The organism is Marinobacter alkalisoli, from assembly GCF_045449855.1.
In the GTDB taxonomy this organism is placed as follows: domain Bacteria; phylum Pseudomonadota; class Gammaproteobacteria; order Pseudomonadales; family Oleiphilaceae; genus Marinobacter.
This window is the reverse complement of record NZ_JBJJLC010000006.1, coordinates 49,168-66,053: the sequence shown is the minus strand read 5'-3', so window position 1 is coordinate 66,053 and position 16,886 is coordinate 49,168. Positions and strand designations below refer to the sequence as shown.

Here is a 16,886-nt window from a genome sequence, read left to right as displayed (position 1 = left end):
TCGGACTAAACCTCTGTGGAATAACGAATTCGATGGCACAACTCGCCGGTTGACTGCGCCAGGCGTGACATGGTGATCGGGAGATCCTCAAAGCGGCTTTCCCCGCTGATCAGGACATCAAGCGCGTCCTGATCAAGCAACGATAACGCCAGCAAGAGCCGCTCCCGATGAGACCAGCGGGGACGCTGTCCCGGGCTGACCTGGCCAACCTGGCTTGAAACCAGGGTGAGCCGTTTCGAATGGAAGGCGCCACCGAGGGAGACAGCAGCCTGACGGCGTCCGTACCAGCTCATCTCCACAACGCGCGCCTCCATGCCGGCCAGTGACAACGCCCGGTTCAATCCATCCGGATGACCGCTGGTGTGGAAGACGAGGTCATGGTCATCGCGGTCGTCAGTGATCGCAAACGGTATGCCCAGGGCACGTGCCACTGGCTCCCGGTCGGGATTGATGTCAATCGCGGTTACCCGTGTGCCGGGTATGCGGCTCGCCAGCCAGGCGATCAGCATGCCAACCACGCCCAGGCCAACCACCGCAATCCGATCCCCCACCCTGGGCGCCGCATCCCACAGGCCATTAACAGCGGTTTCCATATTGGCCGCCAACACCGCCCGGGCCGGTGGCACGCCGTCGGGTAACGGCACCACGGCACTGGCAGGCAAACGAAACCGACGTTGATGGGGAAACAGTGAGAACACGGTCTGACCAATCATTTTGCCATCCCCCGCTACCACCCGGCCAACATTGCAGTAGCCGTATTTGACCGGAAACGGAAATTCGCCCTCCTGAAACGGGGCGCGCATCCGCTGGTACTCTTCGGCAGGCACCTGGCCGGAAAAAATAAGGGATTCGGTGCCCCGGCTGATGCCGGAGTAGAGGGACTGAATTTCCAGTATCGGCTCTGAACCTTCCAAAGCGCCCGGCTGGCCTGCCTGGCCCAGGTTACTTGCCAGGATTTCGCCTTTGCCTTCCGCAGTTATCCAGAAGGCCTCGGTAGCCTGATCGGGCATGGTGCCTCCATAGTGAACCAAATACACTCACCGCAACTATAGTTTAGAGAGAGTCGCGCTGGCAGTCTGCCATCGACAGCCATTAATCAATACGATGAGGTTACGGCATGGATTCCCCCCTGCCATCAGAAAGCACCGGCCCGGGTCCCGTTGCCGACATTCTGTGGGCCGCCGCGATCACGGCCGTACTCGTGTTGATCACCGGTGCCAAACTTGGCCTGGGGCCCGTATTCTACACCGCCAGTATCCTGCTGTTCAGCGTAATGGCCGGCCTGGTATTGGGCTACTGGCCCGCCAGAACTGACTTCGGCTGGGCCAACCGGGCAACGCTACTGCGGGGTTGCCTGGTGGTGGTTCTGATCAGCCTCGCGCCATTTGCCGCGCACCTGGGCAACGGGCTGTGGCTCTATGGCATTGCGTGCCTCGTGGCGCTGATACTGGACGGCGTCGACGGTGCTATTGCCCGCCGAACCGACTCACAAACGGCCTTTGGCGCCCGTTTTGACATGGAGCTGGATGCTGTCTTCATCCTCGGGCTGTGCGTGGCTGTGCTGGCGCTGGGTAAAGCTGGCGTATGGGTGCTGGCCCTGGGACTGATGCGCTATGGATTCGTATTGGCAAGCCTTGCCCTGCCTTTTATGAACCGCCCATTACCGGAAAGCTTACGCCGTAAAACCGTTTGTGTCTGGCAGGTTGTCACACTGATGATTGCAGTACTGCCGGTTGCCTCCACCTCATTTGCCAGCTGGACCCTGGCAACCGCCCTGATCCTCCTCAGCTACTCTTTCCTGGCGGATCTGTACTGGCTTTATCAAAGGAGAAACTGAACATGAAAACCAACGTCCTGCACCCTGTCCTGTTGGCCGCTGCTTTGACCCTGGCAGCCAGCCCGGCTCTGGCAGAGCCGGAAACCTTCGTCGTGGACGGTGAGCATTTCTCCATGTCCTTTGAAGTCATGCACATAGGCTACGCCCCTGTCATCGGCATGTTTCGTGACATTGAGGGAGAGTTTGAGTTCGATGAGGAAAACAATGAACTGAGTTCCGGCAAGCTGGTGTTCAAAAGCGAGAGTGTGTTCACCAACCACAAAAAGCGCGACGAGCACCTGAGAAAACCGGATTTCCTGGACAGCGACCAATACCCGGACGTGGTTTTCGAGTTAACAGACTTCGAGAAGACCGGCGAGAACACAGGTACCGTCACCGGCGACCTTACCATGCTGGGCAACACCCGACCGGTGGAAGTGGACGTCACCCTCAACAAATCCGATGAATACCCCATTGGCCATGAGGACTATACCCTCGGCATCAGCGCCCAGACCACCATTAACCGCAGCGACTGGGGCATGACCTACGGCCTGGATCCCGCGCTGGTCGGTGATGAGGTGAAAATGCGCTTTGGTTTCGAGGCAAACAAAAAATCCGGGTTTTTCTGATCTGAGTTTTTGAACCTGAGATGGACTCATGGATGAGCCTGTCTTTCGCTCAGTAAAACCCCTACTTTATTTTTTAGTTCGCAAACTATACATTGTTCCGCTCTCCAATTTTATGAATCACTGGTGAAGCGGTACCCCGATGTCTGACGCCCACAAGTCCGATCTGTTCCTGGTTATTGTCACCCTGTTGGCAGCCATCAGCTGGATATTCTCCAAAGAAGCCGTACTGTTGATGCCGCCACTGCTTTTTATGGCGGTGCGGTTTCTGATGGCGGGCGGGCTGTTGGCCATCCTGGCCAGTCGTTCCCTGCGACGGCTCAGCGCGGACCAGATACGCCGCAGTGTCGGTGTGGGGCTGGTTTTCGGTATCGCAATGAGTTGCTGGATCATGGGCCTGTTCCACGGCACCCATGTGGGTGAAGGCGCCTTCCTGACCAGCCTTGGGGTTGTAATAGTCCCGGTTATTGCCCGCATCGTTTTCAAGGAAGACCAGCCCACCAGCACCTGGATTGCCATCCCGATCTCGGTGGCTGGCCTGGCCCTGCTGTCCCTGAAGAATGGATTCCGGCCAGAAATCGGGCAGCTGTTCTTTGTGTTGGCGGCCTGTATCTTTGCTCTGTATTTTACTCTCAATACCCGCGCCGCCAATCAGCGAACGGTGATCAACCGCCGTGGCGAATCCATCGAAAAACACCGGGTACCGGCGCTCCCTTTGACCTCCATCGCCCTGCTCACCGTCGGCATGCTGACACTGATCGAATCCCTGGTGCTCGAGACCTGGCAGCCGTTGCTCAACGATTTCCCGCCCATCCTTGTCTGGTGGGTGTTTGCCAGTGCGGTGATCGGCACCGCCGGACGCTTCCTGCTGCAAACCTACGCCCAGAGCCTGTCAGCAAACAGCCACGGCGTGGTGATCCTGGTACTGGAACCGGTGTGGGTCGCGCTGTTCGCTGCCGGCTGGTTCTCCGAAACCATGAGCCCGTCCCAACTGGCCGGTTGCGGGCTTATTTTTGCTGCTTTGTTGGTCAATCGCTGGGGCGTTATCAGCAAGGCACTGAAAGGTTGGCTGCGAAGCCGAAAGACCGCATAAAAGTGGTTGACCCGCACCGCCGGAATCAGTATATTTCCTCCCCGTTGCAGAGACAGGACCATAGCTCAGTTGGTTAGAGCGCTACCTTGACATGGTAGAGGTCCCCAGTTCGAATCTGGGTGGTCCTACCAACTCTGTGAAGAAAGTCAGTTACTTGCGTGCTTCGTGAGAACTGGCTTTTTTTGATTCCCGATATTTTCCCGAAACACCTTCCTTATACAGTACCTTTACCTAACTCTGTAAACCGCATCGGAACCACCGAATGTCTGCCGGCGTATGGTGCAGTCACCAAGTACACTCGAACCCCGGCTCCCTACACCCGCACCATGCCACCAGCCAGTGGCTCATCCAGATCCACGATTACTCGCTCTCCATACATAGTGTGGTGTTCGTATCTAATGGCAGGGATCCTCACCCACGCAGCGTCACACCGCCGAAAAAAGTCCTCAGATTCCTCATCAGCCCCTGCACCGAGGGGTCATCACCCACGTTGAAATGGCCACACATCAGCAATCCTCCTGCAACCCGGATCCACAGTATAGCTGCCAGAGGAGAGCGTAATGAACAAAACCAGCGAAAGATCAAGGTAGTGAGACAACCACTATGGCCAAACTCAAATCACTGGAAAAATGGAGAGAAGAAACCTTCGAGGAGCCCGGCCCTTCCATGCGAGTGGTTTACTAGTGAGCCAACGAGGGGCACATTCCAAGAGCACGTAAAATCGGCGGCCTCTGGTTTGTCGATCCAGACAAAATCAAAATCAACACCGGGAACCCACTGGTTGATAAAAGGTACTACAGGCGAACTGATGGCACCCAGAAAGCGACTCAGGAAGAACAAGGATCTGGTTACAAATCTGTACGGCAGCGTGAAGAACAGTGTTACCTACTACCAGTACAAGCATCCTATCACCGGCCACTACCACTCCATGGGCACCAATAAGCAGGAATTCGACAACGAGACTTACATTCAGCCGCTCATGGCGCACGCTGATCAGAAAATGACTGAGCAATACCAGCCAAGGGCATGAGAAACAGTGGGTGATGGTCGACGCTAGGCTGGATCTCGCTCAGTCCAAGTGAGAAATGCCACGAATGTATACAAATACTGAGCGTGCAAAATTGGCGAAATAGTGCACGTGTGTGTATCCTACGACTCATATACGAATACATTCGCAACAGTCCGCCTACAATCAGGCGGGCTTTTTGCGTCTTTAAAGGGTGACAAGGAATGATCCCAGCATCAAAAGCTGCCGAATCAATGAATTCGTTAGTGGATGTGATCAAAAGTTTTCAAGGCAACAGGCCCCATATAGGTCCTCTCCACCAGCGCAGAATCCAAGGTCTCGTTGATAGCATGCCTTCAGAATTTAGGATCGTCGGCGAATGTATGCGAGACGGATTTTTACGCAATTTCGAAAGTTGCGATAAACACCTGGACGAGGCTGTTGCTCGCAGTTGGCCAGATGTGAGTTATGAGCTCAATATCGCAACTTGCATGCTTGAATCGTTTCGGATCAGCGATTGCTTTGCGTACATAAAATCTCTGTTGGTCCATCATCTGGATGATACGCAGTTCTTATATGATGCATGTCATATGATGTGCTCAGTTGGCCTGTACCAGACTGCGGCCGAAATCTGCGATCAACTCAACAAGCTCAACGCAGAACCTTCAGACTTTGACTCTGCCGCTCATTTTTTCTCAGAGAAGTATGCTGAATTCGGCATCTCCGATAAGGAAGTAGCTGAGTATGTGACAAAAACTTCACTTCCAGTGAAAGAGCATTTAACGGACAAGCAAAACCTAGTTTATGACGTAACCGTCGAGTTTTTTTCCGCATCATATCCTCAGACTTTCGCCTTCGTGTTCCACTTAGACGAAGGTATCGAAAATCTGGTCGATCTATCAGAATCGATCGCCGACTTGCTAGCGGAAAATGAATTTAGTGAGGGAGTTGAACGGCACCTCGCATACTCTGTTTGGGCGTATAGCGAGGAACGAATGAAATATGCTTCCTGAGTATTTCCTGGAAATTTCGAAGGAATGGTCGGAAAACAAGAGTGATTGCGAGGCTCACACCAGAAGCGCAATAAGTCGAGCCTACTATGCGGCCTTCCACCATTGTGTAACCACCCTGCAAGAGCTCGGCATTCCTGCCGATGGTATTGGCGGTGCTCATCAGAAAATTATCGATGCGCTAAAAGAAAGCGGAGATAAAGAGTTAGCCGCATTGAGCCACAAGCTCAAAGACCTCAAAGTGATGCGGGAATCAGCTGATTACCAAATAAACTTTCCGCTGCCAAGTCAAAACCACTGGCTCGCTATCAGGAAAGCAGAGAACATCTTGGAAAGATGTAACGAAAAAACCCAGCCTCAAGTTGGTACCTAACGCTGGTGCCAACGCCCCTCTTGGTGCCCAAAAATCCAAATTTTTCTTATCAGCCCCCTTCCATTGAGTACACTTGGAATCACCTCCATTGAGTCGACTCAACATTCTAGATATACAGTACGTAATGCATTGATTTACAAAGGGTGCAAAGTGTGCGTCTAAGACGGACAAATTTCCCGTTAAGTCCTTCAACTTCATCAGGTTAAGCAAATAAAAGCGCAATTTTGACATGGTAGAGGTCCCCAGTTCGAATCTGGGTGGTCCTACCAACTCTGTGAAGAAAGTCAGTTACTTGCGTGCTTCGTGAGAACTGGCTTTTTTTGTGCCCGATCCTCGGCCCCTGCCCCGCCGCTGAGTGATATAATCCTACCCAGCCGATCCCGGCTTCCGCTTCACCCGGAACCCATAGCCTTATGCGCACCATCGTAGACCTTACCCTGAAAAAGCCCCAGATCGCTGTCGATGCCCTCAGCGAAGCGACCGGGCTGTCCAAGCAGCGCATCAAGGACGCCATGGCCAAAGGCGCCTGTCGCTGGACCCACAAGGGGAAGCAAGTGCGGTTGCGCAAGGCGAAGCGGGAGGTGAAAGCCGGAACACGGCTGCAACTGTTCTACGATGACATCGTACTGGCCCGCAAACCGCCGCCGGCGGAACTGCTGACCGACTTTGGCCACTACAGCGTGTGGTTCAAGCCCCACGGGCTGCTGGCCCAGGGTTCCCAGTGGGGGGATCACTGCAGCCTGATGCGGGTTGCGGAGGTGCAGCTGGGCAAACCCTGTTTTCTGGTGCACCGGCTGGATGCGGATGCGGCAGGACTGATGCTCATCGCCCACGACGGCAAAGCTGCGGCAGCCCTGTCGGAATGTTTTGCCGGACGCGCCCTGCGAAAGGTGTATCACGCCCGGGTGTGCGGGCATCTGGAAGCACAGGCGCTGACCATCGACACACCGGTGGACGACAAGGAAGCCATCAGCCACGTCAGCACCCTGGCAGGTGAGACGTCCGAAGCCAGTACCGTTGTCGAAGTGATTATTGAAACCGGACGAAAACACCAGATCCGGCAACACCTCGCCGGGTTGGGCCACCCGATTGTTGGTGACCGGTTGTATGGCACGGCGGACACGCTGCCGCTTCAGCTGGTGGCGGCGGAGCTCGAGTTCAGTTGTCCGCTGGCCGGCAAGAAGCGCCTGCTGCGCTTACCTCCTGAACTGAACGATGTAGTGTCTGCGGCTTAACGAAAAGGGCCAGCATAAGCTGGCCCTTTATAGCGACGCTTACCGTTACACCTTGTAGAAATCCCGATACCAGTCCACGAAGTTGGCAATGCCCTCTTCCACCGTGGTGGATGGCTTGTACCCCACATCATCAATCAGGTCGTCGACATTGGCGTAGGTGGCCGGCACATCCCCCGGCTGCAGCGGCAGCAGATTCTTTTCTGCCTTTTTGCCCACCCGCTCCTCGATGATCTCAATAAAGCGGGACAACTCCACCGGATTATTGCTGCCGATGTTGTAGAGGCGGTACGGCCCCTTGCTGGTGCCCGGATCCGGCTTCTCGCCTCTCCAGTCGTCGTTGGGTTCGGCCACGTGATCCAGGGCGCGGATCACGCCTTCCACGATGTCATCAATGTAGGTGAAGTCCCGCTTGTGATGGCCATGGTTGAACACGTCGATCGGTTCGCCGGCCAGTATTTTTTTGGTAAAAATAAACAACGCCATGTCCGGCCGGCCCCACGGGCCGTACACCGTGAAGAAGCGAAGCCCCGTGGTCGGCATGTTGTACAGATGGCTGTAAGTGTGGGCCATCAGCTCATTGGCCTTCTTGGAAGCCGCATAGAGGCTCAGGGGGTGGTCCACGTTGTCATGCACGGAGAATGGCATGGCTTCGTTGGCGCCGTATACAGAGCTGCTGGAGGCGTATACAAGGTGCTTCACGTTGTTGTGCCGGCAGCCTTCCAGGATATTCATGAAGCCAACCAGGTTGGCGTCCACATAGGCGTGCGGGTTTTCCAGGGAGTAGCGAACACCGGCCTGGGCCGCCAGATGCACTACCCGCTCCGGTTTATGCTCGCGGAACAGCGCTTCCATGGCCTCCCGGTCGGCAATATCCTTACGCACCTCGGTAAAGCCCTGCTTATCGGTCAGCCTCGCCAGGCGGGCTTCTTTCAGGTTAACGTCATAATAGTCATTGACGTTATCCACTCCGATCACCTCGTCACCGCGATCAAGCAGGCGGTGAGCCAGGTGCGAGCCGATGAAACCGGCGGTTCCCGTAACAAGGATTTTCAAGGTTGCTTCTCCATAGTCCATTTGAGGCCGATAACCCACAGTTTACCGAATACGATCGCAAGCGGACACCGACGCGAACAGAAGCGGCATAAAAAAGAGCGCCGCAGTGGGCGCTCTTTTTTTACAGCGATAAACACCTTGTTCGATCAGAACCGGAGACCGGCACTCACGAAGGGACCGCCCAGATCGACGTCCAGCTCGTCGTCACCATCTTCGTAGTCGATGGAGATTTCGCGATAGCCGGCGCGCAGCTGCAGCATAGAAATCTCATACTGGCCATAGGCGTTGTAATCGTAAACTGAATCGCCATCAAAGCTGATCAGGTTGGCTTCACCGCCGACAGACACACCGGTAAACGGCAGATCGAACCGGGCCGCCAGGTAACCCATGGGCACAACCGCATCAATTTCAGACTCGCTGACCGCTTGATTGCCACCCACTTCCTGAACCCTCAGCTCTCCGTCCAGATTACGAACGGTCAGGCCCAGGTCCAGGTTGACCCAGTTATCCAGAACTTCGTAGTAGAGCGTCAGGTCCAGTTGGTCCAGGTCGAGGTCGGAATCTACTTCGGTGGCACCGCCCAGGTTGACGACAATATTGTCAAAGTCAGTCCCCAGCTCGCCACGACCGCTCTGCTCAATCGAGGTGTAGTTCAGGCGAACGTTTGGCAGCAACGGCACCGGGTGTTCAACGTAAGCGGTCAGATTGACGTTGGAATCACTGCTCAGGTCCAGATCGTTTTCCACGTCGACCACATCGCCGTTGGAGGCCGCTTTCCCGGACAGATCAGAGTCCCAGTAGCTTACGTTCGCACCCAAGCCTACTATGTCTGAATGAGCCAGCGGAGCTGCCAGGACCGCCGCGCCGCCCATGGCCAGAATCAGTTTACGCATAAAACACCCGTTGCTTGTTGTTTGGTTCTTTTCGATCAATCGAACTGGATACCCAGCCGACGACCCACCTCTTCATAGGTTTCAATCACATCACCCAATCCCTGGCGGAAACGGTCCTTGTCCATCTTCTTGCGGGTTTCCTTGTCCCAGATGCGGCAGCCGTCCGGGCTGAATTCATCACCCAACACGATCTGCCCGCCAGAACGACCGAACTCCAGCTTGTAATCCACCAGCAGCATGCCGGCATCATCAAACAGGCTCTTGAGTACGTCGTTCACTTTATAGGTAAGTTCTTTCATTTTGGCGAGTTCGTCCGCGGTTGCCCAGCCGAAGCTGACCGCCAGGGACTCGTTCACCATCGGATCGTGCAATTCGTCGTCCTTGAGGAACAATTCGAAGGTGGGCGGATTCAGGTTCTGCCCCTCTTCCACGCCCAGACGACGGCACAGGCTGCCGGCGGAGACATTACGCACCACGCACTCCACCGGAATCATATCCAGCTTCTTGACCAGGGATTCCGTGGGTGAAAGCAAACCCTCAAAATGGGTCGGCACACCCGCCGCTTCCAGCTTTTCCATGACGAAGGCATTGAAGCGATTATTGACCATACCCTTGCGATTCAGTTGCTCTTTCTTCTCGCCATCGAACGCCGAGGTGTCATCACGGAATACCAGGACAAACCGTTCGGGATCATCCGTGCGATAAACGGATTTGGCTTTGCCCGCGTAGAGTTCTTCGCGTTTTTCCATTTCAGGTCTCCGGAAATGCCGGCTGCGTACCGGCACCTCATCATTAATAAAGGTATTCAAACAGTTCTGAGAGCAGTTCGGAGGAGCGGTCGTCGCCGCTGTATTCCGACGCGCGGGCAGCGGTCACCACCAGGGCGCCCTCTTGTTCCTCGAGGCGCAAATCAAAGGTGTGCTGCGGTTCCTCATCATCACTGAACCAATCGAACCATCCGGATTCCCGCTCGGATTCGCTGCGGAAATCCACGTTGAACCAGCCTTCGCTCCGGTTCAGGTCCAGAACCGGCACCTCTGCCTCATCCAGTGCGCGACTGACTTCGGACCAGGCCCGGCCGTAGTCCAGATCCATCTCGATGGCGACCGGCTCTTCGTTCTCGGAAATCAGGCGCACCAGCGGTTCGCTGACCATACCCAGGGCAGCCCTGGAGTAGGATTTACTCTCATCGCGACCACGCAGGAACTCGCCCATGTCTTCCAACAGTCTTTTGCTGTTGGCCAGACCTTCTGCCGTTGGTTCCTCACCGGTTTGCCAGGACAGCAGCCCGTCGGGGTTACTCTCTACTTCATGGACCCGCAATTGGACTTCCGTGGTCTTGCGACGAACCCCCGGCGCGACACGGGTCTGAACCACCAGCATGTCTTCCGACGGGCCCGGATCGCTGTCCAGCTCCAGCAAGGTTCTTGCGCGCTTGCTGAAATTCACCAGCTCACTCTGCAAAAGGCCGAGCTGGGGGCTGTCATGGGCCACACCCAGGCCCCGCTCGTTCATATAGGACGATACCGCCGGCCATACCCGCCCAGGCACGTCGTTGATCAACAGCCACATCTGGCCATCCAGTTCCTCGACCACGTAGTTCTCATCAAGAATTTCAGACGTCATGTCCGGCGGCTCGGGAATGGACGAGCGGTACATGCGGCCGGAATCGGCGGTGGTGACCTCGCGAACGGGCATGACCTGCCCGAAACGGCTGTCATCTGCGGTATCAGGGAGACGGAGCTGCTCCCCTTCCTTCGCGTTGACGTACCGTTCCGACCGGTCTTCCATAAGACTGCAACCACTGGCAGCCAATACAAACAGCAGGCCGGTCGCTGGCGCAACCGACCCCAATACACGCTTTACTTCTGTCCTGAAAAGGAACGCCATCAGGCTACTCCAGCTTCTTTGGTGGTACGGAAAACTCAGAGTACGCCCGACGCTTTAAGGGCATCTTCCACTTCGCTGTGGAATTTCTCACTAAGTGGCGTCAACGGCAGACGAATACCCTCACCGATCATCCCCATGCGGCGCAGGGCCCACTTGACGGGAATCGGGTTAGCCTCCAGGAACAGCTTGCGATTCAGCGGCATCAGCAACTCATTGAGGCGTTCTGTCTCTTCACGGTTACCGGCAACGGCGGCCTCACACAACTGGGACATATCCCTGGGTGCAACGTTGGCAGTCACTGAAACGTTGCCCTTGGCCCCGGCCAGCATCAGTTCAGCGGCGGTTGCGTCGTCACCGGAATAAACGGCAAGACGGCCCTTCACAGCCTCGATGAGCTCGGCGCCCCTGGGGATATTACCCGTGGCATCCTTGATGCCGATGATATTGGGAATGTCCGCCAGGCGCTCAACCGTCTCATTGAGCATGTCGCACGCGGTACGGCCCGGAACGTTATAGAGCATCTGGCTCATCCCCGGAACGGCCTCGGCGATGGTCTTGAAATGCTGGTATAACCCTTCCTGAGTGGGCTTGTTATAGTACGGCACGACCAACAGGCAGGCGTCCGCACCGAGCTTGTGGGCCTCGGAGGTCAGTTCGATGGCTTCACGTGTGCTGTTACCACCGGTACCCGCGATCACGGGAATACGACCATCGACCCGCTTTATGATATGGCCGATAACCCGGCAATGCTCATCCGGGTCCAGCGTTGCGGATTCGCCGGTGGTACCCACGGCGACAATACCATTTGTGCCGTTTTCGATATGAAAGTCCACCAGCTTGTCCAGATCCTCCCAGTGAATGTCACCGTTAGGATGCATGGGCGTGACCAGTGCGACAAGGCTACCCGTAATCATAAAAGCTCCGTCCGAATAAAACCGATATGGTAATGTTGGGCGCAAACTGACACAAGGGAATTAAAGGAGATGTCATGCCAGCAGTTGCACTAAACCAACCCGTTGACGATTTTGAAGCGCCGGCAACCGGAAACCAGACCATCCGGTTATCGGATCTCAAGGGCAAAAACGTCGTCATCTATTTCTACCCCAAGGATAATACACCCGGCTGTACCACCGAGGGCCAGGACTTTCGCGACCGCATGGAAGCCTTTGAAACGCTCGATACGGTTATCCTGGGCGTTTCCCGTGATGGCCTGAAAGCTCACGAAAATTTCCGGGCCAAACACGAGTTCCCGTTCCACCTGATTTCAGACAAGGATGAAACGGTTTGCCAGCACTTCGATGTCATCAAGCTCAAAAAACTCTATGGCAAGGAGTACATGGGCATTGACCGCAGCACCTTCCTGATCGACCAGGACGGGGTTCTCCGCCAGGAATGGCGGGGTGTTAAGGTCAAGGGCCACGCCGATGAAGTACTGGAAGCGGTGAAGAGTCTCTAGGCCTCTTCCTTTGCCTCCACTGGCAGACTGTCCTTGACCGGCCACGCGGCAAATATGGCCTTGAGCATGGTCGCCAGTGGGATGGCAAAGAACACACCCCACAAGCCCCAGATCCCGCCAAAGAACAGCACGGCCACAATAATGGCAACCGGATGCAGATTGTTCACCTCTGAAAACAGCACCGGCACCAGCACGTTCCCATCCAGGCCCTGAATAATGCCATAGGCCACCATAACCCAGATGAAGTGGGATCCCCACCCAAACGCAAACAGCGCAATCATCGCCACCGGAATGGTGACGACCGCCGCACCGATATAGGGAATCACCACACTCAGCCCCACCAGCAATGACAACAACGCCGCGTAAGGCATGCCCAGGACCTTGAAGGTGACGTAGGTGACGCCGCCGACGATCAGGATTTCAACAGCCTTGCCGCGGACATAGTTGGCACACTGCAGGTTCACTTCACGCCAGATTCTCAGCATCATCGGGCGCTGTGGCGGCAACAGGCGGGAGATGGAGGTCAGCAGCAGGTTTCGATCCTTGAGGAAGAAGAACACCAGGATTGGCACCAGCACCATGTAAATCAGCAAGGCCACCAGATCCGGAATACTGGACAGGGAGAAAGACACCAGCCATTGGGTCAGATGCCCGGCTTCGGTACTGATTTGCCGGTACACGGTGTTTACCGCTTCCATGGAGATCAGCGTCGGGTACTGCTGGGGCAGCAGCTCCATATAGGACTGCATTTCGCGGATAATCCTGGGCGCTTCCCCCGCCAGTGACGATACCTGGGTCCACAGCAATGGCAGCAGGCCAAAGATAAAACCTACAAGGATGCCGAGGAATATGATGAACACGCCCAGGATCGAGACAATCTCCGGCACCCCCATGCGGGTCAGCTTGGTCACCAGGCCCTGCAGAATGAAAGCGATGATGACCGACGCGATCGCAGGCGCCAGCATCGCGCCAAAAAGGATGACAAATACCGTGCCCGCAACAAGCAGCAGAAAAAGAATGACGGCTTCTTCATCTGAAAAGTATTTGTGGGCAAGACCGCGTAAAATTCTGACCATGTACATCTCCGTGGAATCACGGCTGGGGGCGTTAGTGCCAATAAATCAACCGCCGCACTTTATCACAAACCGAAAACAGCCATCCGCTTCGGTTGAGCTCACCAGCTCGTGTCGGGAGAGTTTCAGGAAAGCCGGGATATCGCGGGCAGAACCTGCATCCGTGGCTATCACCTCCAGCTCTTCTCCCGGTAACATGCTGTTGAGTTCAAGCTTGGTTTTTAACAATGGCATCGGGCAGTGGAGCCCGGATGCATCAAGAATTCGTTCGGCCATGAGAACAGGTAACCTTGCGGAACTGACGATAATCAGGCGGCATTATGCCGGCCTGACACGGCGAATGCACCTCAATACTGATTAATGAAATGTAGCAGAACTTTTAATGGCAAAATGGTGTCATATCAAGCGGTTTAACAACGGGTAGTCCATATTGATGAGCATGTTCCTTGCATTCACCAGACCGGTACGATCGTCGCTGGCTCACTGTCTGGCAGTCTTGATGCTTCTTCTGCCGATGACCGCTGCCCGGGCCCAGGACAGCTCCCTGCCCTCCATTGGCGGGGCCGGCGGCGGACTGATCTCGGAGCAACAGGAATCCGAGATAGGGCGACAGGTGATGGTGTCTATCCGGCGCTCGGCACCGCAAATCACCGACCCCCTGGTTTACAGCTACCTCAACGATGTCATTTACCGCCTGGTGCCTTCAGCACCCCTGAAAAACCGGGACCTGACACTCGCGATCATCGACAGCCCGGACATCAACGCCTTTGCGGTTCCCGGAAGCATCGTCGGCATTAACGGCGGCCTGGTGCTCAATGCCAGCAGTGAACAACAGTTCGCCTCGGTTCTGGCACACGAATTAGCCCACCTGAGCCAGCGACATTTTGCCCGCCGCATGGAACAACAGGAAACCAGCGCGCCACTGACCATCGCCGGAATGATTGCTGGCATTGTCCTGTCCGCCGTCACCCAATCGGACATCGGCATCGCTGCCATTGCCGGCACCCAGGCCCTGTCGGTTCAGAACATGCTTGCGTACAGCAGGGCACATGAGCAGGAGGCCGATCGCGTGGGCATGGACATCCTCGCGGACGCCGGCATGGATCCCCGGGGCATGCCGGAGATGTTTGAAACCATGATGAAGCAGAACCGGTTGCAGGGTAATCGCCTTCCCGAGTATCTGTCGACGCACCCCCTGACCCAGAGCAGGGTTTCCGACACTCGCAACCGGGCGGAACAGTACCCGGTGCGTAATATCGAGGATACCCAGGAGTACCACCTGATCCGGTCCCGGTTACAGGTCCATTACGCACGGTCTGCAAAGGTGGCGGTGGAAACGTTCCGGGATTACCTGGAGCGCCCCGACACTGAAAAAACCGATGCGATCCGCTATGGCATGGCCGTGGCGCACCTGCGCAATGACGACCCTGCCAGCGCTGCCCAGGTGCTGGAAAAGCTGTTGGACAGCAGCCCGGGGCGAATCACCTATATCGTGACCCTGGCAGAGGCCCTGATTCAGCAGAAACGGCTGGATGAAGCCAGAAGCCTGCTGACTGAGGGCTTGTCCCGCAATCCCGGTAACTACCCGATTACCTTCACCCTGGCCGAGCTGGAAACAGCCAGCGGCAACGGAGAAGCCGCCTCGGAATACCTGCGACAATTAACGAGACGCATGCCCAGACAGGAGCATCTCTGGAACCGGCTGGCGGAAGCGGAAGGTATGGCACGCAATATTGTCGGGGTGCACCGGGCCAGGGCGGAATACGACGCCTTGATGGGGGATCTTGAGGCCGCGCAACGGCAACTTCGGCAGGCGCAGGAGAAGCTGCCAGCGGGAGCGCCCATGCGACAGGTGGTCACCGAACGCCTGGCGGAAATCACCAACAGGCTGAATGCGCAGCGGAGCTGAAGCCCCGCTACGTATAACGTATCAGGCGTTACCGGCTGCTTTCAGGTTCATTCCCGCGGTGAAATCCAGCATCCGTTGCAGTGGCTTCAGGGCCCGCTCCCGCAGATCATCACCAACCAGCACTTCCTGATCCCCCTGCTCCAGCACGTGAAGCAGGTTCTCCAGACCGTTCATGGCCATCCAGGGGCAGTGGGCGCAGCTGCGACAGGTCGCGCCGTTGCCCGCAGTAGGCGCTTCAATCAGGGTCTTGTTGGGCGCCAGTTGTTGCATCTTGTAGAAAATGCCGTTATCCGTCGCCACGATGAACTGTTGGTTGGGCAGCGTCTGCACCGCGTGAATCAACTGCGAGGTTGAGCCAACCACATCGGCCATTTCAACCACCGCGTCCGGTGATTCCGGATGCACCAGCACGGCCGCATCCGGATAGATCGCCTTCAGATCCTCCAGGCCACGGAACTTGAACTCCTCGTGGACAATGCAGGAGCCGTCCCACAACAGCATGTCGGCGCCGGTGGTCTTCTGGACGTAGTGGCCCAGGTGCTTGTCCGGCGCCCACAGGATCTTCTCGCCCCTGGCATCCAGGGACTCCACGATGGCCTGGGCACAGCTGGAGGTAACCACCCAGTCCGCCCTCGCCTTTACAGCGGCGGAGGTGTTGGCATAAACCACCACGGTGCGATCCGGGTGCTGATCACAGTATTCCGCAAACTCATCCGCCGGGCAGCCCACATCGAGAGAGCAGGTTGCCTCCAGGGTGGGCATCAATACCCGCTTCTCGGGATTCAGGATCTTCGCCGTCTCACCCATGAAACGAACCCCGGCAACCACCACGGTCGAAGCCGGATGCTGGTTGCCGAAACGCGCCATCTCCAGTGAATCGGCGACACACCCGCCGGTTTCCTCGGCCAGACGCTGGATATCGGGGTCGGTATAATAATGGGCGACCAGCACCGCATCCTGATCTTTCAGGGTTTGCCGGATACGTGCTTCCAGTTCGGCTTTTTCGTCCTCACTCAACGGTTTGGGTTCAGCCTGGTGCGCCAGATGCTCCTGAACCAGAATGCGGTCTTCAGATCGTATCATTACTGCGTCTCTGTGTTTCGTTGACCTGTGGAGTATACCATTGGGAGCGTTCGCGCAAAAAAAAAGAGCCCGAAGGCTCTTTTTCCAGACAAGCAGTCAAGACTGCCGGTCTTATTGGTGGGTCGTGAAGGATTCGAACCTTCGACCAATTGGTTAAAAGCCAACTGCTCTACCAACTGAGCTAACGACCCTTAACTGTTGATCCGCTCTTCGCCTCGGCGTCAGGATCGAACACCGCAACCACTCAGCCAGTTGCCATGCTCCGGATTTGGTGGGTCGTGAAGGATTCGAACCTTCGACCAATTGGTTAAAAGCCAACTGCTCTACCAACTGAGCTAACGACCCAAACGAGGCGCATATAGTAATGATT

Annotated in this window: 18 protein-coding genes and 3 tRNA genes; 10 read left to right on the top strand and 11 right to left on the bottom strand. The window is 56.1% G+C overall.

Going from position 1 to position 16,886, the window contains the following annotated elements:
• Window positions 1–5 precede the first annotated feature (5 nt).
• The gene (locus tag ACJO5Y_RS03830) at window positions 6–1,010 is read right to left on the bottom strand and encodes a zinc-dependent alcohol dehydrogenase (protein WP_406985102.1); all 1,005 of its coding nucleotides are present in this window, start codon (window positions 1,008–1,010) and stop codon (window positions 6–8) included.
• A 107-nt stretch (window positions 1,011–1,117) separates the two neighbouring features.
• Between ACJO5Y_RS03830 and ACJO5Y_RS03825 the strand changes: the two genes are divergently transcribed.
• The 8 genes from ACJO5Y_RS03825 to ACJO5Y_RS03790 all read left to right on the top strand — a co-directional run bounded on the left by ACJO5Y_RS03825 (window position 1,118) and on the right by ACJO5Y_RS03790 (window position 7,159).
• Window positions 1,118–1,837, top strand: coding sequence for a CDP-alcohol phosphatidyltransferase family protein (locus ACJO5Y_RS03825; RefSeq protein ID WP_406985101.1), 720 nt, complete (start codon window positions 1,118–1,120; stop codon window positions 1,835–1,837).
• Window positions 1,838–1,839: 2 nt separating this feature from the next.
• Window positions 1,840–2,445, top strand: a complete 606-nt coding sequence (locus tag ACJO5Y_RS03820) for a YceI family protein (protein ID WP_406985100.1) — start codon at window positions 1,840–1,842, stop codon at window positions 2,443–2,445.
• 139 nt (window positions 2,446–2,584) lie between these two features.
• Complete coding sequence (locus ACJO5Y_RS03815; protein WP_406985099.1) at window positions 2,585–3,535, top strand: DMT family transporter; 951 nt, start codon at window positions 2,585–2,587, stop codon at window positions 3,533–3,535.
• A 54-nt stretch (window positions 3,536–3,589) separates the two neighbouring features.
• Window positions 3,590–3,666, top strand: a tRNA-Val gene (locus tag ACJO5Y_RS03810).
• A gap of 677 nt (window positions 3,667–4,343) precedes the next feature.
• Window positions 4,344–4,565 (top strand): phage integrase Arm DNA-binding domain-containing protein, encoded by a 222-nt coding sequence (locus ACJO5Y_RS03805; protein ID WP_406985098.1) that lies wholly within the window; start codon window positions 4,344–4,346, stop codon window positions 4,563–4,565.
• A gap of 200 nt (window positions 4,566–4,765) precedes the next feature.
• Window positions 4,766–5,554 carry a hypothetical protein gene (locus tag ACJO5Y_RS03800; RefSeq protein WP_406985097.1) on the top strand — a complete coding sequence of 263 codons (789 nt, stop codon included), beginning with the start codon at window positions 4,766–4,768 and terminating at the stop codon, window positions 5,552–5,554.
• Window positions 5,544–5,924, top strand: coding sequence for a hypothetical protein (locus ACJO5Y_RS03795; RefSeq protein ID WP_406985096.1), 381 nt, complete (start codon window positions 5,544–5,546; stop codon window positions 5,922–5,924). The genes ACJO5Y_RS03800 and ACJO5Y_RS03795 overlap by 11 nt, the downstream gene beginning before the upstream one ends.
• Before the next feature lie 413 nt (window positions 5,925–6,337).
• A complete protein-coding gene (locus tag ACJO5Y_RS03790) occupies window positions 6,338–7,159 on the top strand; it encodes an RluA family pseudouridine synthase (RefSeq protein WP_406985095.1) in 822 nt (273 codons plus the stop codon).
• Window positions 7,160–7,204: 45 nt separating this feature from the next.
• Here the strand turns inward: ACJO5Y_RS03790 and ACJO5Y_RS03785 are convergent, their stop codons facing one another.
• From ACJO5Y_RS03785 to dapA, 5 genes are all read right to left on the bottom strand, one after another.
• A complete protein-coding gene (locus ACJO5Y_RS03785) occupies window positions 7,205–8,212 on the bottom strand; it encodes an NAD-dependent epimerase (protein WP_406985094.1) in 1,008 nt (335 codons plus the stop codon).
• Between the two features lie 146 nt (window positions 8,213–8,358).
• The gene (locus ACJO5Y_RS03780; protein WP_406985093.1) at window positions 8,359–9,105 is read right to left on the bottom strand and encodes a TIGR04219 family outer membrane beta-barrel protein; all 747 of its coding nucleotides are present in this window, start codon (window positions 9,103–9,105) and stop codon (window positions 8,359–8,361) included.
• A 35-nt stretch (window positions 9,106–9,140) separates the two neighbouring features.
• Window positions 9,141–9,854, bottom strand: coding sequence for a phosphoribosylaminoimidazolesuccinocarboxamide synthase (purC, locus tag ACJO5Y_RS03775; RefSeq protein WP_406985092.1), 714 nt, complete (start codon window positions 9,852–9,854; stop codon window positions 9,141–9,143).
• Window positions 9,855–9,897: 43 nt separating this feature from the next.
• The gene (gene bamC / locus ACJO5Y_RS03770) at window positions 9,898–10,995 is read right to left on the bottom strand and encodes an NlpB/DapX family lipoprotein (RefSeq protein ID WP_406985091.1); all 1,098 of its coding nucleotides are present in this window, start codon (window positions 10,993–10,995) and stop codon (window positions 9,898–9,900) included.
• 35 nt (window positions 10,996–11,030) lie between these two features.
• Entirely contained in the window at window positions 11,031–11,909 is an 879-nt protein-coding gene (gene dapA, locus ACJO5Y_RS03765) for a 4-hydroxy-tetrahydrodipicolinate synthase (RefSeq protein WP_406985090.1), read from the bottom strand.
• Between the two features lie 74 nt (window positions 11,910–11,983).
• Here dapA and ACJO5Y_RS03760 point away from each other — a divergent pair, with 74 nt between their 5' ends.
• Window positions 11,984–12,451, top strand: coding sequence for a peroxiredoxin (locus ACJO5Y_RS03760; RefSeq protein WP_406985089.1), 468 nt, complete (start codon window positions 11,984–11,986; stop codon window positions 12,449–12,451).
• Here the strand turns inward: ACJO5Y_RS03760 and ACJO5Y_RS03755 are convergent.
• Both ACJO5Y_RS03755 and ACJO5Y_RS03750 read right to left on the bottom strand, forming a co-directional pair.
• Window positions 12,448–13,527 (bottom strand): AI-2E family transporter, encoded by a 1,080-nt coding sequence (locus ACJO5Y_RS03755; RefSeq protein ID WP_406985088.1) that lies wholly within the window; start codon window positions 13,525–13,527, stop codon window positions 12,448–12,450. The two genes, ACJO5Y_RS03760 and ACJO5Y_RS03755, sit on opposite strands and share 4 nt — an antisense overlap.
• A gap of 45 nt (window positions 13,528–13,572) precedes the next feature.
• A complete protein-coding gene (locus tag ACJO5Y_RS03750; RefSeq protein ID WP_406985087.1) occupies window positions 13,573–13,800 on the bottom strand; it encodes a sulfurtransferase TusA family protein in 228 nt (75 codons plus the stop codon).
• A 223-nt stretch (window positions 13,801–14,023) separates the two neighbouring features.
• On the opposite strand from ACJO5Y_RS03750, the gene ACJO5Y_RS03745 reads away from it, so the two are divergent.
• Window positions 14,024–15,433 (top strand): M48 family metalloprotease, encoded by a 1,410-nt coding sequence (locus ACJO5Y_RS03745; protein WP_406985086.1) that lies wholly within the window; start codon window positions 14,024–14,026, stop codon window positions 15,431–15,433.
• 21 nt (window positions 15,434–15,454) lie between these two features.
• On the opposite strand, the gene nadA is transcribed toward ACJO5Y_RS03745, so the two are convergent.
• From nadA to ACJO5Y_RS03730, 3 genes are all read right to left on the bottom strand, one after another.
• Complete coding sequence (nadA, locus tag ACJO5Y_RS03740; RefSeq protein ID WP_406985085.1) at window positions 15,455–16,516, bottom strand: quinolinate synthase NadA; 1,062 nt, start codon at window positions 16,514–16,516, stop codon at window positions 15,455–15,457.
• Window positions 16,517–16,631: 115 nt separating this feature from the next.
• Window positions 16,632–16,707: transfer RNA gene (locus tag ACJO5Y_RS03735), tRNA-Lys, on the bottom strand.
• A gap of 78 nt (window positions 16,708–16,785) precedes the next feature.
• A tRNA-Lys gene (locus ACJO5Y_RS03730) sits at window positions 16,786–16,861 on the bottom strand.
• Between the last annotated feature and the right edge of the window lie 25 nt (window positions 16,862–16,886).

Excerpts from the sequence above, each read along its gene's own strand:
- ACJO5Y_RS03830 (WP_406985102.1), bottom strand. The coding sequence starts at position 1,010 with ATGCCCGATCAGGCTACCGAGGCCTTCTGGATAACTGCGGAAGGCAAA.
- ACJO5Y_RS03825 (WP_406985101.1), top strand. The coding sequence starts at position 1,118 with ATGGATTCCCCCCTGCCATCAGAAAGCACCGGCCCGGGTCCCGTTGCC.
- ACJO5Y_RS03820 (WP_406985100.1), top strand. The coding sequence starts at position 1,840 with ATGAAAACCAACGTCCTGCACCCTGTCCTGTTGGCCGCTGCTTTGACC.
- ACJO5Y_RS03815 (WP_406985099.1), top strand. The coding sequence starts at position 2,585 with ATGTCTGACGCCCACAAGTCCGATCTGTTCCTGGTTATTGTCACCCTG.
- ACJO5Y_RS03805 (WP_406985098.1), top strand. The coding sequence starts at position 4,344 with ATGGCACCCAGAAAGCGACTCAGGAAGAACAAGGATCTGGTTACAAAT.
- ACJO5Y_RS03800 (WP_406985097.1), top strand. The coding sequence starts at position 4,766 with ATGATCCCAGCATCAAAAGCTGCCGAATCAATGAATTCGTTAGTGGAT.
- ACJO5Y_RS03795 (WP_406985096.1), top strand. The coding sequence starts at position 5,544 with ATGCTTCCTGAGTATTTCCTGGAAATTTCGAAGGAATGGTCGGAAAAC.
- ACJO5Y_RS03790 (WP_406985095.1), top strand. The coding sequence starts at position 6,338 with ATGCGCACCATCGTAGACCTTACCCTGAAAAAGCCCCAGATCGCTGTC.
- ACJO5Y_RS03780 (WP_406985093.1), bottom strand. The coding sequence starts at position 9,105 with ATGCGTAAACTGATTCTGGCCATGGGCGGCGCGGCGGTCCTGGCAGCT.
- purC (WP_406985092.1), bottom strand. The coding sequence starts at position 9,854 with ATGGAAAAACGCGAAGAACTCTACGCGGGCAAAGCCAAATCCGTTTAT.
- bamC (WP_406985091.1), bottom strand. The coding sequence starts at position 10,995 with ATGGCGTTCCTTTTCAGGACAGAAGTAAAGCGTGTATTGGGGTCGGTT.
- dapA (WP_406985090.1), bottom strand. The coding sequence starts at position 11,909 with ATGATTACGGGTAGCCTTGTCGCACTGGTCACGCCCATGCATCCTAAC.
- ACJO5Y_RS03760 (WP_406985089.1), top strand. The coding sequence starts at position 11,984 with ATGCCAGCAGTTGCACTAAACCAACCCGTTGACGATTTTGAAGCGCCG.
- ACJO5Y_RS03755 (WP_406985088.1), bottom strand. The coding sequence starts at position 13,527 with ATGGTCAGAATTTTACGCGGTCTTGCCCACAAATACTTTTCAGATGAA.
- ACJO5Y_RS03750 (WP_406985087.1), bottom strand. The coding sequence starts at position 13,800 with ATGGCCGAACGAATTCTTGATGCATCCGGGCTCCACTGCCCGATGCCA.
- ACJO5Y_RS03745 (WP_406985086.1), top strand. The coding sequence starts at position 14,024 with ATGCTTCTTCTGCCGATGACCGCTGCCCGGGCCCAGGACAGCTCCCTG.
- nadA (WP_406985085.1), bottom strand. The coding sequence starts at position 16,516 with ATGATACGATCTGAAGACCGCATTCTGGTTCAGGAGCATCTGGCGCAC.